At 70.9% G+C, this 13,507-nt stretch carries 15 protein-coding genes; 9 read left to right on the forward strand and 6 right to left on the reverse strand.

The annotated features are described in order from the left end of the window. Positions 1 to 93: 93 nt before the first annotated feature. Positions 94 to 999, forward strand: coding sequence for an RNA polymerase sigma factor SigF (locus tag ACWEQO_RS03595; protein ID WP_361458191.1), 906 nt, complete (start codon positions 94 to 96; stop codon positions 997 to 999). Between the two features lie 98 nt (positions 1,000 to 1,097). On the opposite strand, the gene ACWEQO_RS03600 is transcribed toward ACWEQO_RS03595, so the two are convergent. Continuing rightward, positions 1,098 to 1,295 carry a hypothetical protein gene (locus tag ACWEQO_RS03600; protein ID WP_361458188.1) on the reverse strand — a complete coding sequence of 66 codons (198 nt, stop codon included), beginning with the start codon at positions 1,293 to 1,295 and terminating at the stop codon, positions 1,098 to 1,100. Between the two features lie 260 nt (positions 1,296 to 1,555). On the opposite strand from ACWEQO_RS03600, the gene ACWEQO_RS03605 reads away from it, so the two are divergent. The 3 genes from ACWEQO_RS03605 to ACWEQO_RS03615 are packed head-to-tail and all read left to right on the forward strand — an operon-like array spanning position 1,556 to position 4,268. Continuing rightward, a complete protein-coding gene (locus ACWEQO_RS03605; RefSeq protein WP_452978519.1) occupies positions 1,556 to 2,050 on the forward strand; it encodes a MarR family winged helix-turn-helix transcriptional regulator in 495 nt (164 codons plus the stop codon). Between the two features lie 13 nt (positions 2,051 to 2,063). Further along, complete coding sequence (locus ACWEQO_RS03610) at positions 2,064 to 3,770, forward strand: MDR family MFS transporter (protein ID WP_361458182.1); 1,707 nt, start codon at positions 2,064 to 2,066, stop codon at positions 3,768 to 3,770. 9 nt (positions 3,771 to 3,779) lie between these two features. Beyond that, positions 3,780 to 4,268, forward strand: coding sequence for a PPOX class F420-dependent oxidoreductase (locus ACWEQO_RS03615; protein ID WP_452978522.1), 489 nt, complete (start codon positions 3,780 to 3,782; stop codon positions 4,266 to 4,268). Between the two features lie 54 nt (positions 4,269 to 4,322). Here ACWEQO_RS03615 and ACWEQO_RS03620 read toward each other — a convergent pair whose 3' ends face one another. The 5 genes from ACWEQO_RS03620 to ACWEQO_RS03640 all read right to left on the reverse strand — a co-directional run bounded on the left by ACWEQO_RS03620 (position 4,323) and on the right by ACWEQO_RS03640 (position 9,286). Beyond that, a complete protein-coding gene (locus ACWEQO_RS03620; RefSeq protein ID WP_452978525.1) occupies positions 4,323 to 5,093 on the reverse strand; it encodes a TetR/AcrR family transcriptional regulator in 771 nt (256 codons plus the stop codon). Between the two features lie 83 nt (positions 5,094 to 5,176). Next, positions 5,177 to 6,709 carry an MFS transporter gene (locus tag ACWEQO_RS03625; protein ID WP_452978528.1) on the reverse strand — a complete coding sequence of 511 codons (1,533 nt, stop codon included), beginning with the start codon at positions 6,707 to 6,709 and terminating at the stop codon, positions 5,177 to 5,179. Positions 6,710 to 6,886: 177 nt separating this feature from the next. Beyond that, positions 6,887 to 7,627: a response regulator transcription factor gene (locus tag ACWEQO_RS03630; protein ID WP_361458170.1), complete on the reverse strand. Its 741-nt coding sequence runs from the start codon at positions 7,625 to 7,627 to the stop codon at positions 6,887 to 6,889. A 97-nt stretch (positions 7,628 to 7,724) separates the two neighbouring features. Further along, on the reverse strand, positions 7,725 to 8,663 hold the full coding sequence (locus tag ACWEQO_RS03635) for an amidohydrolase family protein (protein WP_452978532.1): 939 nt from the start codon (positions 8,661 to 8,663) through the stop codon (positions 7,725 to 7,727). A gap of 215 nt (positions 8,664 to 8,878) precedes the next feature. Then, on the reverse strand, positions 8,879 to 9,286 hold the full coding sequence (locus tag ACWEQO_RS03640; protein WP_361458164.1) for an HGxxPAAW family protein: 408 nt from the start codon (positions 9,284 to 9,286) through the stop codon (positions 8,879 to 8,881). A gap of 100 nt (positions 9,287 to 9,386) precedes the next feature. Between ACWEQO_RS03640 and ACWEQO_RS03645 the strand changes: the two genes are divergently transcribed. The 5 genes from ACWEQO_RS03645 to ACWEQO_RS03665 all read left to right on the forward strand — a co-directional run bounded on the left by ACWEQO_RS03645 (position 9,387) and on the right by ACWEQO_RS03665 (position 13,482). Beyond that, positions 9,387 to 9,863: a MarR family winged helix-turn-helix transcriptional regulator gene (locus tag ACWEQO_RS03645; RefSeq protein WP_361458161.1), complete on the forward strand. Its 477-nt coding sequence runs from the start codon at positions 9,387 to 9,389 to the stop codon at positions 9,861 to 9,863. A gap of 103 nt (positions 9,864 to 9,966) precedes the next feature. Beyond that, entirely contained in the window at positions 9,967 to 10,398 is a 432-nt protein-coding gene (locus ACWEQO_RS03650; protein ID WP_452978536.1) for a DUF7144 family membrane protein, read from the forward strand. A gap of 47 nt (positions 10,399 to 10,445) precedes the next feature. Next, on the forward strand, positions 10,446 to 10,988 hold the full coding sequence (locus ACWEQO_RS03655; protein ID WP_452978539.1) for a potassium channel family protein: 543 nt from the start codon (positions 10,446 to 10,448) through the stop codon (positions 10,986 to 10,988). Positions 10,989 to 11,205: 217 nt separating this feature from the next. Further along, positions 11,206 to 12,603, forward strand: coding sequence for an FAD-binding oxidoreductase (locus ACWEQO_RS03660; protein ID WP_452978542.1), 1,398 nt, complete (start codon positions 11,206 to 11,208; stop codon positions 12,601 to 12,603). Positions 12,604 to 12,675: 72 nt separating this feature from the next. Next, a complete protein-coding gene (locus tag ACWEQO_RS03665; protein WP_361458152.1) occupies positions 12,676 to 13,482 on the forward strand; it encodes a ribonuclease BN in 807 nt (268 codons plus the stop codon). Positions 13,483 to 13,507 lie beyond the last annotated feature (25 nt).

The following is a 13,507-nucleotide window of genomic DNA, read 5'->3' on the forward strand; positions in this document are numbered from 1 at the left end:
TTGCCGAGGCTCCGGCTCCGGTATTCAGGTGAGGGCTGCGTTCCTCGGACGGGAACGTTCGCCCCGACCGTCCCGCGACCCAAAGGGGGTGGCATGTCCGCAGAACAGGGCAGCTCGAAGGTGCTCACGCTCGCGGAGAGCGAGACAGCTCCCCATGCTCTCGACTCACTCGGCCCCATCGATGACGTCCCGGCCCTCGCGGCCGCGCCCGCTCCACAGCTTCCGGACACGGCGGCCATCGACACCCGCACCCTGTCCCGCTCCCTGTTCCTGCGGCTCGCCGCGCTCGACGAGGACAGCCCGGAGCGCGGCTACGTCCGGGACACCCTGATCGAACTCAACCTCCCGCTGGTGCGGTACGCCGCGGCGCGCTTCCGCTCGCGCAACGAGCCGATGGAGGACATCGTCCAGGTCGGCACCATCGGGCTGATCAAGGCGATCGACCGCTTCGACTGCGAACGGGGCGTGGAGTTCCCGACGTTCGCGATGCCGACGGTGGTCGGCGAGATCAAGCGGTTCTTCCGCGACACGTCGTGGTCGGTGCGGGTGCCGCGCCGGCTGCAGGAGCTGCGCCTGGCGCTCACGAAGGCCGGCGACGAGCTCTCCCAGAAGCTCGACCGCTCCCCGACGGTTCCCGAACTCGCCGCGGTGCTGGGCGTGTCGGAGGAGGACGTCGTCGACGGCCTCGCGGTCGGCAACGCGTACACGGCGTCCTCGCTGGACTCCCCGGCCCCCGAGGACGACGGCGGCGAGGGCTCCCTCGCGGACCGCCTCGGCTACGAGGACACGGCGCTGGAGGGCGTGGAGTACCGGGAGTCGCTCAAGCCGCTGCTCGCCAAGCTGCCGCCGCGCGAGCGGCGGATCATCATGCTGCGGTTCTTCGCCAACATGACCCAGTCGCAGATCGGCGAGGAGGTGGGCATCTCCCAGATGCACGTCTCCCGGCTGCTCACCCGGACCCTGGCCCAGCTGCGTGAGGGCCTCATCTCGGAGGACTGAGCACGGCCGAGGCCCCGGGAACTCCGTCCCGGGGCGCGGACCACCGGCCGCCGGAACGCCCCTCGCGGGCGTGACGGCGGCCTCCGTGCGTCCGGTCGTCAGGCCAGCGCCAGCCAGGCCACCGCCGCGACGATCGCCACGACGGCGACGACACCGATGATCAGGCCGATACGCGGACCGCCACCGCTCGTCGCGGCGGCCTGCTGCCCCTGAGGGGCGTCGTCGACGAACGCGCGGAACATCTGGGTGCTGCCGGCGGGGTCGTGGTTGCCCTGGGGGGGCTGGGAGTTAGCCATGGCCCGAGACACTAGCGAATTGCCGACGCGGGCCCCAAGTGGGGGCGCGCATAACGCATCCGGCCGCGTCCGCCGTCGGCCGGACCGGCCCCGGGCACGGGGCGCCCGGCTCTGAGCACGCGGCGCCAGGGGACCCACCTGCGGGTTTACGATTCGCACTACTTGCCTTTGCCAAGTCTTAAGACGCCCGAACCCCCTTTTACTTGTCTGTGGCAACCATCAACTTCTATCGTTGCCCTAAGCAACAAACGGGAGGTGTGATGGCCGGGCAGGCGCAGTACGAGGAGCTCGTGCGGCAGTTCAGCGCTTTCGGCGCGGTGAAGCGGGAGCTCCGCCGGAGCATGCCGGCCGACTGTCCCAGCGGCTCCGCCGCGGTGCTGACGGCGCTCGGCCGCCACGGCGACATGCACATGAGCAGGCTCGCCGAGCTGCTCGTCCTCGACCTGTCGGTCACCAGCCGCCACGTCGCCCATCTGGTGGAGCGCGGATGGATCGAGCGCTCCCCCGACCCGGCCGACAGGCGCTCCCGCATCCTGCGCGTCACCCCGGCGGGCCACGCACAGCTCGACGAGTTGTTCCGGCGGACCACGCACCTGCTCGCCGAGCGCCTGGGCGACTGGTCCGACGGGGAGATCGGACAGCTCACCCTGCTCATGGCCCGGCTCAGGGACAGCTTCGGCGACTGCCGCCCCACGCCCCGCGCGACACCGCCGCCCGGCCCCGCGGAGACCACGTACACGCCCGCACACTCCTAAGAGAAGGAAGCCCATGGCAACGACCACACCGACCGGTGTGCGAGATCATGCCAAGCACGGGGGAGGCTCCACGGAAAACACCGCCCCGATGACCCACCGGCAGATCCTGGAGGCACTGTCGGGCCTGCTGCTCGGCATGTTCGCCGCGATCCTGTCCTCCACCATCGTCTCCAACGCCCTGCCCCAGATCATCACCGACCTCGGCGGCGGTCAGAGCGCCTACACCTGGGTCGTGACGGCCGCGCTGCTGTCGATGACGGCGTCCACCCCCCTGTGGGGCAAGCTCGCCGACCTGGTCAGCAAGAAGGTGCTGGTCCAGCTGGCTCTGGTGATCTTCCTCCTGGGCTCCGTGTTCGCCGGCATGGCGCAGAACTCCGGCATGCTGATCGGGGCCCGGGTCGTCCAGGGACTGGGCGCCGGCGGACTGACCGCACTGGCCCAGATCATCATGGCCGCGATGATCTCCCCCCGGGAACGCGGCCGTTACTCCGGCTACCTGGGCGCGGTCTTCGCGGTCGCGACCGTGGGCGGCCCGCTGGTCGGCGGCGTGATCACCGACACCTCCTGGCTCGGCTGGCGCTGGTGCCTGTACGTCGGTGTGCCGTTCGCACTGATCGCCCTGGTCGTCCTGCAGAAGACGCTGCACCTGCCGGAGACCAGGCGCGAGGTGAAGGTCGACTGGGCCGGCGCCTTCTTCGTCACCGCGGCCGTCAGTCTGCTGCTGATCTGGGTCACCTTCGCCGACGACAGGTTCGCCTGGCTGTCCTGGCAGACGTACGTGATGCTCGGGGGCGCGATCCTGCTCGCCCTGGTCTTCCTCTTCATCGAGACGAGGGCCTCCGAGCCGATCATCCCGCTGCGGCTGTTCCGCAACAGCACCATCACGCTGGCCTCGGTCGCCTCGCTGTTCGTCGGCATCGGGATGTTCGCCGGCACCATCTTCTTCAGCCAGTACTTCCAGCTGGCGCGGAACGAGTCCCCGACCATGTCGGGTGTCCTGACCATCCCGATGATCGCCGGCCTGTTCGTGTCGTCGACCGTCTCCGGTCTGATCATCACCCGGACCGGGAAGTGGAAGGCCTGGCTGGTCTCCGGCGGTGTGCTGCTGACCGCCGGCCTGGGACTGCTGGGCACCATGCGCTACGACACCCCGTACTGGCACATCGGCGTCTTCATGGCGCTCATGGGCCTCGGCGTCGGCATGATGATGCAGAACCTGGTGCTGGCCACCCAGAACCAGGTCGCCCCGGGCGACCTCGGCGCCGCCAGTTCGGTCGTCACCTTCTTCCGGTCGCTCGGCGGCGCGGTGGGCGTCTCGGTGCTCGGTTCCGTGATGACGACCCGGATCAGTCACTACGCCGAGGACACCATCGGCACGCTGAGCCCGCAGGAGCAGGCCGGTGCCGCCGAGGCGCTCGGCTCCGGCGAACTGCCGGACATGGACCTGCTGCCCGCGGGCGTCCGCACCTGGCTGGAGAGCGCCTACGGACACGGCATCGCCGACATCTTCCTGTACGTCGCCCCGGTCGCGTTCCTCGCCTTCCTGGTGACCCTGTTCATCAAGGAGGTCCCGCTGCGGACCACGGGCGCGCTGACCCAGGCCGTCGAGACCCGGACCGAGACCCGGGCACCGGCGACGGCCTCGTCGGCGACGGGGACATCGACGGTCGGGGCCTCCGGGCCGGAGTCGCACCGCTCTCCGGACCCCGAGTCCACCTAGGCTGCCCCCATGGCACCGAACATCGCGACGAACACCCGTGTGTCGCTCGACGAGCTGCTGGACTTCGTACGCCCCCGGCACCGCGCGATCCTGCTGACCCGGCGGGCCGACGGCAGCCCCCAGGGCTCCCCGCTGACCTGCGGGGTCGACGACTCGGGCCGGATCGTGGTCTCCACCTACCCGGAACGCGCCAAGACGCGCAACGCCAAGAGGGACAGCCGGGTGAGCCTGATCGTCCTCAGCGACGACTGGAACGGGCCCTGGGTGCAGATCGACGGCACGGCCGAGGTGGTGGACCTGCCCGAGTCGGTGGAGCCGCTGGTGGAGTACTACCGGAACATCGCCGGGGAGCACCCCGACTGGGACGAGTACCGGGCGGCCATGGTGAGGCAGGGCAAGTCGGTCATCCGGATCACCCCGGAGCGGTGGGGGCCGGTGGCGACGGGCGGATTCCCGGCGCGGCTGGTCGAAGGGGAGCAGGGCGAGCAGAGCGAGTAGAGCAAGCAGAGCGGGCGGAAGGAGCCGGGGGCACGAGGGAGAGCGCGGGGCGGGTCAGTCCCGGCTCCGCGCCACCATCACCTCGATGCCCGCCACCAGCAGGTCCAGGGCGAAGACGAAGTCCCGCTCCATCATCTCCTCGACCGTGTCGCCGCCCCGGGCCTCCATGGCCCTCGTCGACTCCTCGATGACCCCGGGGGCGCCCGGCCACCGCGCCACCTCGGTCATGGCGTGCCGGTGGTACTCGTCGGGGGTCATCCCGGCCCCGGCGACCCGGGCGTGGAAGTGGTTCTCGATCGTGCCGTACCCGTACACGAACTGGAAGACGGCCGAGACGGCGCCGGTGATGCCGTGCTCCGGAAGCCCCGTCCTGCGGATGACCCGCTGCACGGCACCGGAGAACGACAGCGCCCGGGGCCCGATGTCGAGGAACCTCCCGGCCAGCGGCGACAGCCAGGGGTGGCGCACGAGCATGGCCCGGTACTCCCCGGCCAGCGCGCGCAACTGGTTGCGCCAGTCCTCGTCGGCGTCCGGGTCGGGCAGCGCGAGACCGTCGTAGGCCGTGTCCAGGGCGAGCTCGAGCAGGTCGTCCTTGGTGTCGACGTACCAGTAGACGGACATCGCCGTGACGTTCAGCTCGGCCGCGAGCCGTCGCATGGAGAACTTGTCCAGGCCCTCGGCGTCCAGCAGCCGTACGGCGGCCTCCGTGATCCGCTCCCGGTCCAGTCCCGAGGGCTGTCCGCCGCCGCGCCCGCCGTGCCGGGCCCGGTCCTCCAGCCAGACACTGGGGCGCGCCGGGCCCCCGGACCGCTGGGCTGTCGCCATGGCGTACCTTCCTCGACTTTCCGACGCCGTTTCATGCTAGGTCCTGCCCGGGTTCCCGCAGGGACACGGACGTGCGGGAGGGATCATGTGGCCTGCGCCCCCGCGTCCGCCCTGCCCGCCCGGTGCAGCAGCGCCGCCGCCAGCAGTCCGCCGAGCAGCACGGCCGACGCCCCCACCAGCTGGCTGGTCTCCAGTCCGGAGGAGAACGCCTCGGTGATACGGTCCCGTTCGCCCGCCGAGTCCGCCGCGGCCAGCGCCGCCGGGAGCGAGCCGGCCTCCACCGTGATCAGCGCGGCGAAACGGGCGCCCAGCACCGCGCCCAGTACGGCGACCCCCAGCCCGTTGCCGAACTCGGCGAGCGTGCCGTTGATCCCGGCGCCGACGCCCGCCTTCTCCTGGGGGATGGAACTCATGATCGCGTGGGCCATGACCGGGTTGGCGACCGCGGTGCCCACCCCGATCAGGACCAGGCCCAGCAGGGTGCCCGGGTAGCCGTGCTCGGTGAGGGCGGCGATGGACACCAGCCCGCCGGACATCAGCGTCATGCCCAGCGCGATGGAGACCGGCACGCCCATGTTCGCCGTCGCCCTCGCGGCCAGTCCGGTGAAGTTGAGCGCGACGACGGCCAGGGCCAGCGGCGCCGTGCGCAGGCCGGCCTCCAGAGGCCCGTAGCCGAGTACGAACTGCAGGTGCTGGGTGAGCAGGAACAGCGCGCCGCCCATGCCGAAGGTGATCAGCGTCGCCCCGGCGACCGCGCCCGTGAACCGGCGGTTCCCGAAGAAGCTCAGGTCGAGCATGGGGTACGGGATCCGGCTCTCCCAGTAGGCGAAGACGCCGAGAACGGCGACGGCGGTGAGCGCGGTCCCCAGGACGCGGGCCGAGGTCCAGCCGTGCTCGGGCCCGGAGATGATCGCGTACACCAGGGCCGTCATGCCGATGGTGGAGAGCAGCGCGCCGAGCAGGTCGGGCCGGTCGCCCTCCGGGTTCTTCGACTCCGGGACGAGCACCACGACGGCAACCAGGCCGAGCGCCGCGATCGGCAGGTTGATGAGGAAGATCGCGCCCCACCAGAAGTGGTTCAGCACGAAGCCGCCGAGGAGCGGGCCGGTGGCGAAGCCGAGCGCGTTGACCGCGCTCCAGACGCCGATGGCCTTGGTCTGCTCCTCGGGCGGGAAGATCTGCATCGCCACGGCCAGCGTGGTGGTCAGCAACAGGGCGCCGCCGATACCCATTCCGGCCCGTGCCGCGATCAACTGGCCCGACGAATCGGCCAGTCCGGCCACCAGCGAACCGGCGCCGAACAGGGCCAGGCCCGCGGCCAGCATCTTCTTGCGGCCGTAGCGGTCCGCGGCGTTGCCCGCGCTGAGCAGCAGGCCCGACTGCACGAGCGAGTACGCGTTGATCATCCACTGGATGTCGGCGGTCGACGCGTCCATCTCGCGGGTGAGCGAGGGGATCGCCACGTTCAGGACGGTGTTGTCGAGCAGCACGGTGAGCTGCGCGAGACAGATGACACCGAGGATCAGCCAGCGCCGGGGGTGCCCCTGGGGCCGCGGTGCCCGGTCGTCCGCGACCCGGCCGGGGGTCTGCTCCCGGGGAGACGGGGACGTCGTCATGCTGTACACCGTAGAATAATTCTTATACGGCGTACAGTCAGCTGGTCAGGGCCCGGGCCCGGCGGCCCGGGCCCGGCCGACGCACGCGGGGTCACGACGCCGATCACCGCTGTCGGCGCACGGAACCGCCGACGCGTCGCGTCCCCGGGGCGCGCGGGCGCGGTCGTCGCCGTCCGCTCACCCGACCGCAGGCTTGATCATGTACCCGGCACCGCGCCGGGTGTGGATCATCGGCTCCCGGCCGGCGTCGATCTTCCGGCGCAGATACGAGATGTACAGCTCGACGACGTTGGCCTTCCCGCCGAAGTCGTAGGACCAGACCCGGTCGAGGATCTGCGCCTTGCTGAGCACGCGCCGCGGGTTGCGCATCAGAAAGCGCAGCAGTTCGAACTCGGTGGCGGTGAGGTGGATGTGCTCCCCGCCCCGGGTGACGTCGTGGCTGTCCTCGTCGAGGGTGAGGTCGCCGACGACCAGTACGGACTCCGGCCGGCGGGCGGCCGCACCGGAGCGCCGGATCAGCCCGCGCAGCCGCGCGACGACCTCCTCCAGGCCGAACGGCTTGGTCACGCAGTCGTCGCCGCCCGCGGTCAGACCCGCGACACGGTCCTCGGCGGCGTCCTTGGCGGTGAGGAAGAGGACGGGGACGTCCGGCTGCTCGCGGCGCAGCCGCCCGAGCGTGGACAGCCCGTCCATGTCCGGAAGCGTCATGTCCAGGATGACGGCATCGGGCCGGAACGCGCGCGCGGCACGGACGGCGCCCTGGCCGTCCCCCGCACTGCGGATCTGCCAGCCCTCGTAGCGCAGGGCCATGGACAGCAGGTCGGTGACCGACTGCTCGTCGTCCACCACAAGCACCCGGACGGGGCTCCCGTCCGGCCTCAGCAGTTCGGTGCGCCCCTGGGGCGATGTCGTGGTCATGCTCCACACCGTCGCGGGGACCTCTGAGAACACCCTTGCGGAAGTCTGTGATTCCCCTGAGAAAGCTCGCTCCGGCCCCGGGAGGGTGTACCGATCCTCAGGAGGCCGACAGTGCCCCGCCCGCCTCCAGGCCGAAGAGACGGGCACCGTTGTCGTGGCACACCGCCCGCAGCCAGGCCTGCCCGAGCCCGAGCCGCTCCAGGGCGTGGAGCTGGTGGACGTAGGGGTACGGGATGTTGGGGAAATCCGTGCCGAGCAGGATCCGGTCGCCGAGGTCGGCCAGCCGGGGCAGGGCCCGCCGGGGGAACGGCACCATGCGCTCGGTGAAGTCGGTGAACGCCATGGTGGTGTCCAGCCGCACCTCCTCGTAGCGCGCGGCGAGGTCGAGGAAGTCCTCGTACTCGGGCATCCCGAGGTGCGCCACGATCAGCCGCAGCCGGGGGTGCCGGGCCAGGAGCCGCGCGATCGGCTCGGGCCCGGTGTGCTTGCCGGGCGCGGGCCCCGAACCGCAGTGGACCACCACCGGGACGCCCGCCTCGGCGAGCACGCCCCAGGCCCCGTCCAGCAACGGGTCGGCCGGGTCGTACGCCCCCACCTGCACGTGCGCCTTGAAGACCCGTGCCCCCGCTTCGACGGCCTCCCGGACCTGCGCCTCGGCGTCGGGCTCGGGGAAGAGCGTGGCGGTGTGCAGGCAGTCGGGCGTACGGCGGGCGAAGTCGACCGCCCAGCCGTTCAGCCACCGCGCCATGCCGGGCTTGTGCGGATACAGCATGGCCGTGAAGGCGCGGACCCCGAACTCCCGCAGCAGGCCCGCCCGTTCGCTCTCCTCCTGCCGGTAGGTGATCGGCCACTCGACCCCGCCGGTCAGCGGACCGAGCGCGTCGAAGTAGGCCCACACCTTGCGCAGCACCCGCTCCGGCATGAAGTGCGTGTGCACGTCGACGAGTCCGGGAAGCCCGAGCCCCTCCCAGAACCGCCGCACCTCGGCGGATTCCGCTACGGATCCCGAAGCCGGTGCCGTGGGGTGATCACTCATGCTGCCACGATCGCCCCTGCCCGTACCCCGGGTCCACTCCCGTGCGGGAAGTGCGGAAAGAACGAACCGGAGACCGGGCAGCACGGCCGTTCCCGCGGGCCCGGTGCGAGGCCGGGCCGGAATCAGAACAGCCCGGCCTGCACCCCGTGCCTCGCTCCACGGAAGACATAGAGGCACCCCCGCCCGGCACCAGCCCCCATCCGGCCGGCAAGGCCTCAGCGCACGGAGTCACCGGCAGCCACGGGGCCCGATTCCGCCGCACCGCTCCGGGGCGCGGGGACAAGAGGAGGGGCGCCACCGGATTCCGCCGCCGCGGTCCGGCGCCGGCCGCGCCCCGCCAACCGGCAACCCAGGCAACCCGGGTGTCCGTCGCGGGCATCCGGATCCCGTACCCGCCAGTCCCACTGCTCCCTCGGCCGCCACCCCGTCGCCTTGCCCCACCCGGCCAGATGCAGCACCCAGGTGACGAGGGCGCCGATCACGACGATGCCCAGCCCGGCGGCCATCCACGCCCCGGACCCCGTGCACACTCCCAGGCCGAGAACGGCCGCGCCCGCGATGACGATCCCGAAACCGGTCCACCCGGCCACCGTGTGCCCATGGTCATATTGATGTGCGCTCACGTACCTGCTCCCTCACGCAGCCAACGGGGCGAAAAACCTCTCACGTCGTAAGCAATTTAGCGCATAAACCTCTCACGCGCTAAGTGAAATGAGGAACATCATGTACGCGAAGCCGCGCCCGCCCGCCACACCGGAGCAGGCGCTGTGGGCGATGGACCGCCTCATCGCGACCCACCTGGTGGGCCAGCACCGGATCGCCCAGCAGGTGGACCTGAACGTCACCGACCTGACCTGCTTCGGCTTCGTCATCGAGTCCGGCGAGAACCTGCTCACCGCCGGAGAGCTGGCGGAACGCGTCCACGTCACGACGGGCGCGATGACCGGGATCCTCAACCGCCTGGAACGCGCCGGCTACATCGTCCGCCGTCCCGATCCCGCGGACCGCCGACGCGTCCGGGTGGCCGCCCGGCCGGACGCCGTGGCTCGCGTCCGCGAGATCTACGAGCCGTACTACGCCCAGCTCATCGCGCTCTTCGCCGACTACGGCCCCGACGAGATCGCCGTCCTGAGCGACTGGTTCACACGCGCGGGCGCCCTCGCGGCCGGTTACCTCGAGGAGCGCGAACGCAACGACTGACGAGAGACGTACGCGGTGCGATACCCGAGGTGCCGAGCATGCCCAGGGGTGTCAATCTGAATGAGAAGCGCACCACTCGGGGACAGCCGAAAGGGGCGAGCACATGGCGAGCAACGTCAGCGGAACGCACCACCGGACCGAATGGGCACCACGAAGCGCCTGGGCGATGGGCTGGACCGCGGCCGCGGCAGTGCTGATGACCTTCGGCGGGATCATGGCGATCTTCGAGGGAATCGCCGCCATCGCCAAGGACGACGTCTTCATCACCACGCCCAACTTCACCTACGCGTTCAGCCTGACCGGCTGGGGCTGGATCCACCTGATCCTCGGCGCCCTCGCACTGGCCGCAGGGCTCGCCCTGTTCAGCGGGGCGACCTGGGCCCGTGTCACGGGTGTCGTACTGGCCGGACTGGGCATGATCGCCAACTTCGTCTGGCTGCCCTACGCACCGGTCTGGTCGATCACCCTCATGATCGTCTACGGATTCGTCATCTGGGCCCTGTGCGCGCCACGCGACGAGCCGAGCCGCACCTAGCGCACCGGACACCAAACCCTTCACTCCCGCCGCTCCCCGGCATCCTGATGGACAGCGGCCGCAAGCCCTCCACACCCCGGGCCTCCCTGTGGCGCCTGCTCGTCCAGACGGTCGGCGCGACCCTCATGGTCGCCGCCTACTTCCTGCTCCCCCTCGACGGCCTGGGCCCCCAGCGCCCCGCCTTGAGCTGGACCCTCTTCGTCCTGGCCCTGGCGCTCATAGCCGCCCTGCTGCTCCAGCAGATCGTCCATGTCCTCCTCAACCATCCGCACGCCCGGCCCGGACTGGTCATCCCCCTGCTGATGTGCCTGGCCATCCTGGTCTTCGCGACGGCCTACCAGGCCCTGGCCCGGCACCCCGGCGAAATGATCGGCCTCACCACCCGGCTGGACGCCCTCTACTTCACCCTGGTCACCCTCGCCACCGTCGGCTACGGCGACATCACCCCGCACGGTCAGATGGCCCGTCTGGTCGCCATGCTCCAGATCCTCTACACCTTCATCTTCCTCACCGCAGCGGCCACCGCCCTGAGCCACCAACTCCGCACGGTGTTCCTGCGCCACGGAAGCAGCCGCCGCAACAGCCCCTGACACCCAGCGCCTGACGCCCAGCGCCGAACAGCGAGCACCGCACGGCGAGCACCGCACCCGACGTGTCGCGCGTCACAGTCCCCGGCGTCACACTGGGCACAGCGGCGGATTCGCTTCCGGGCCCCTGGACGAACGCCGGCCGAACCGGCGGCCTCGTGCGGCCTCGGCCATCCGGCTCCGCGATCCTTCCCCGTCCAAGTCCAAGGGGTGTCCCACCATGAGCGGCATCGACGCACCTGCTCTCGACAGCCTGCGCGCGGCCCTGCGGGGGCGTGTCGTCACGCCGCAGGACGCGGAGTACGACAAGTCCCGCAGCCTCTACAACGCCATGATCGACCGGCACCCGGCCGTCATCGCCCAGTGCGTCGGAGCGGCGGACGTGCGGGCCGGCATCACCTTCGCCCGGGAGACGGGTGTCGACGTCGCGGTGCGCGGTGGCGGGCACAGCGGACCGGGACTGTGCCTGATCGACGACGGGCTGACTCTCGACCTCTCCCCGATGCGCTGGGTACGGGTCGACCCGGACACCGGAACCGCACAGGTGGGCGGCGGCAGTCTGCTGGGCGACGTGGACCACGAGGCACACGCCTTCGGCCTCGGCATGCCGACCGGGATCATGTCGACCACGGGGGTGGGCGGCCTCACGCTGGGCGGCGGGCACGGCCACCTGACGCGCAGGTACGGCCTGACGATCGACAGTCTGATCGCCGCGGACGTCGTCCTGGCCGACGGCAGCGTCGTCACCGCCTCCGAGAAGGAGAACCCTGATCTGTTCTGGGGCCTGCGGGGCGGCGGCGGCAACTTCGGCGTGGTCACCTCGTTCACCTACCGGCTGCACCCGGTGCACACGGTCGGCGTCGCGGTGACCGTGTGGCCGATCGACCGCACGGCGGAGGTGCTGCGGTGGTACCGGGACTTCCTGCCCGCCGCGCCGGAGGACCTCAGCGGGTTCTTCGCGATCCTGGCGGTCCCGCCCGCTCCGCCCTTCCCGGAACCGATCCACGGGCAGAAGATGTGCGCCGTGATCTGGTGCCGCACCGGCGACCTGGAGGCCGACCGCCTGGAGGAGACGCTCTCCGTGGTCAACGACCCGGCGCCGCCGGCCTTCCACTTCACCACCCCCATGCCCTACCCCGCCCTGCAAAGCATGTTCGACGGGCTGATGCCCAAGGGGCTGCAGTGGTACTGGCGCGGCGACTTCTTCGACGGCATCCCCGACGACGCCGTCGCGGTGCACGAGAGGTACGGCCGGGGCATCCCCACCGGCCTGTCGACGATGCACCTGTACCCCGTGGACGGGGCGGCCCACCGGGTCGGCCCCGAGGACACCTCCTGGGCCTACCGGGACGCCGTGTGGTCCGGCGTCATCGCCGGCATCGACCCCGACCCGGCCAACGCCGATCTGATCCGGCAGTGGTGCGTCGACTACTGGACCGACCTGCACCCGCACTCCATGGGCGGCTCGTACGTCAACTTCCTCGGAGAAGCGGAGGGCCCGGAGCGCGTCCGGTCCACGTACCGCGGCAACTACGACCGGCTGACCACGGTCAAGCGCGCCTACGACCCGGACAACTTCTTCCACGCCAACCAGAACATCCCGTCGTCCGCCGCCTGAGCCGCCCCCGGCTCCCGCAGCGGACGACTCCTCTGCCGCGACACGGCCGGTCGACCGGGGTTCACTCGTTGCATGGGCGACGGCAGCAACCCACCCCGTCAGCGAAGGCACACCCATCGGTGGCGCGCAGATCAGCGGTGGCGGGCCACCGGCAGCCGTGTCAAGGGGAGCGGGGCGGGCCGACTGTGGGGTCGGCTCTCGGCGGTCGACTTCTTCGGGCACTCCTTCCAACTGGCCTCGCTCGCACTCCTGTGCTTCTTCCCGTTCCTGATCATCATCACCGCGGCGGCGGGCCGCGAGGCCGCCATGGTCGTCGTCGGCTGGCTGGGACTGAACCAGCAGGCGGCACAGGCCGTGGCCTCCCTGTTCGTCCCTGCGACGACGTCGTACACCCTCACCGTGACGAGCGCCGTCCTGCTGCTGCTCGGAGCCATAGCCGTGGCCGGCACCCTCCAGAGCTGGTACCGGATGCTGTTCGACGTCCCGGGAGGGGGGTGGCGGAACACCGCGGCTCAGCTCGTCTGGCTTGCGGGGCTCCTCGCCTACTCCGCCGCGCAGGCCGCGCTCGGCAGGGCGGTCGACGGGTGGCTCCTGCCCGGCCTGATCGGCTTCCTCTGGGCGGTCGCCTTCTGGTGGGTGAGCATGTACATATTGCTCGCCGGCACGGTGACGTGGCGCGCCCTGTTCCCCCCGGCCCTGGCCACCAGCGTCTGCTGGACCGGCCTCGGGGTGTTCTCCGCCCACTACTTCTCGGCGACGATCGTGGCGAACGAAGAGAAGTTCGGCCCCATCGGCGTCGTCATGGTCCTCCTGTCATGGCTGGTGGCAGTCGGCGTGATCATCCACCTGGGGGCCGTCGTGGGCCGCATGCTGCGTTGAGCCCCCACCGCACGACCTGCCCTCT

The organism is Streptomyces sp. NPDC004051 (assembly GCF_053604275.1).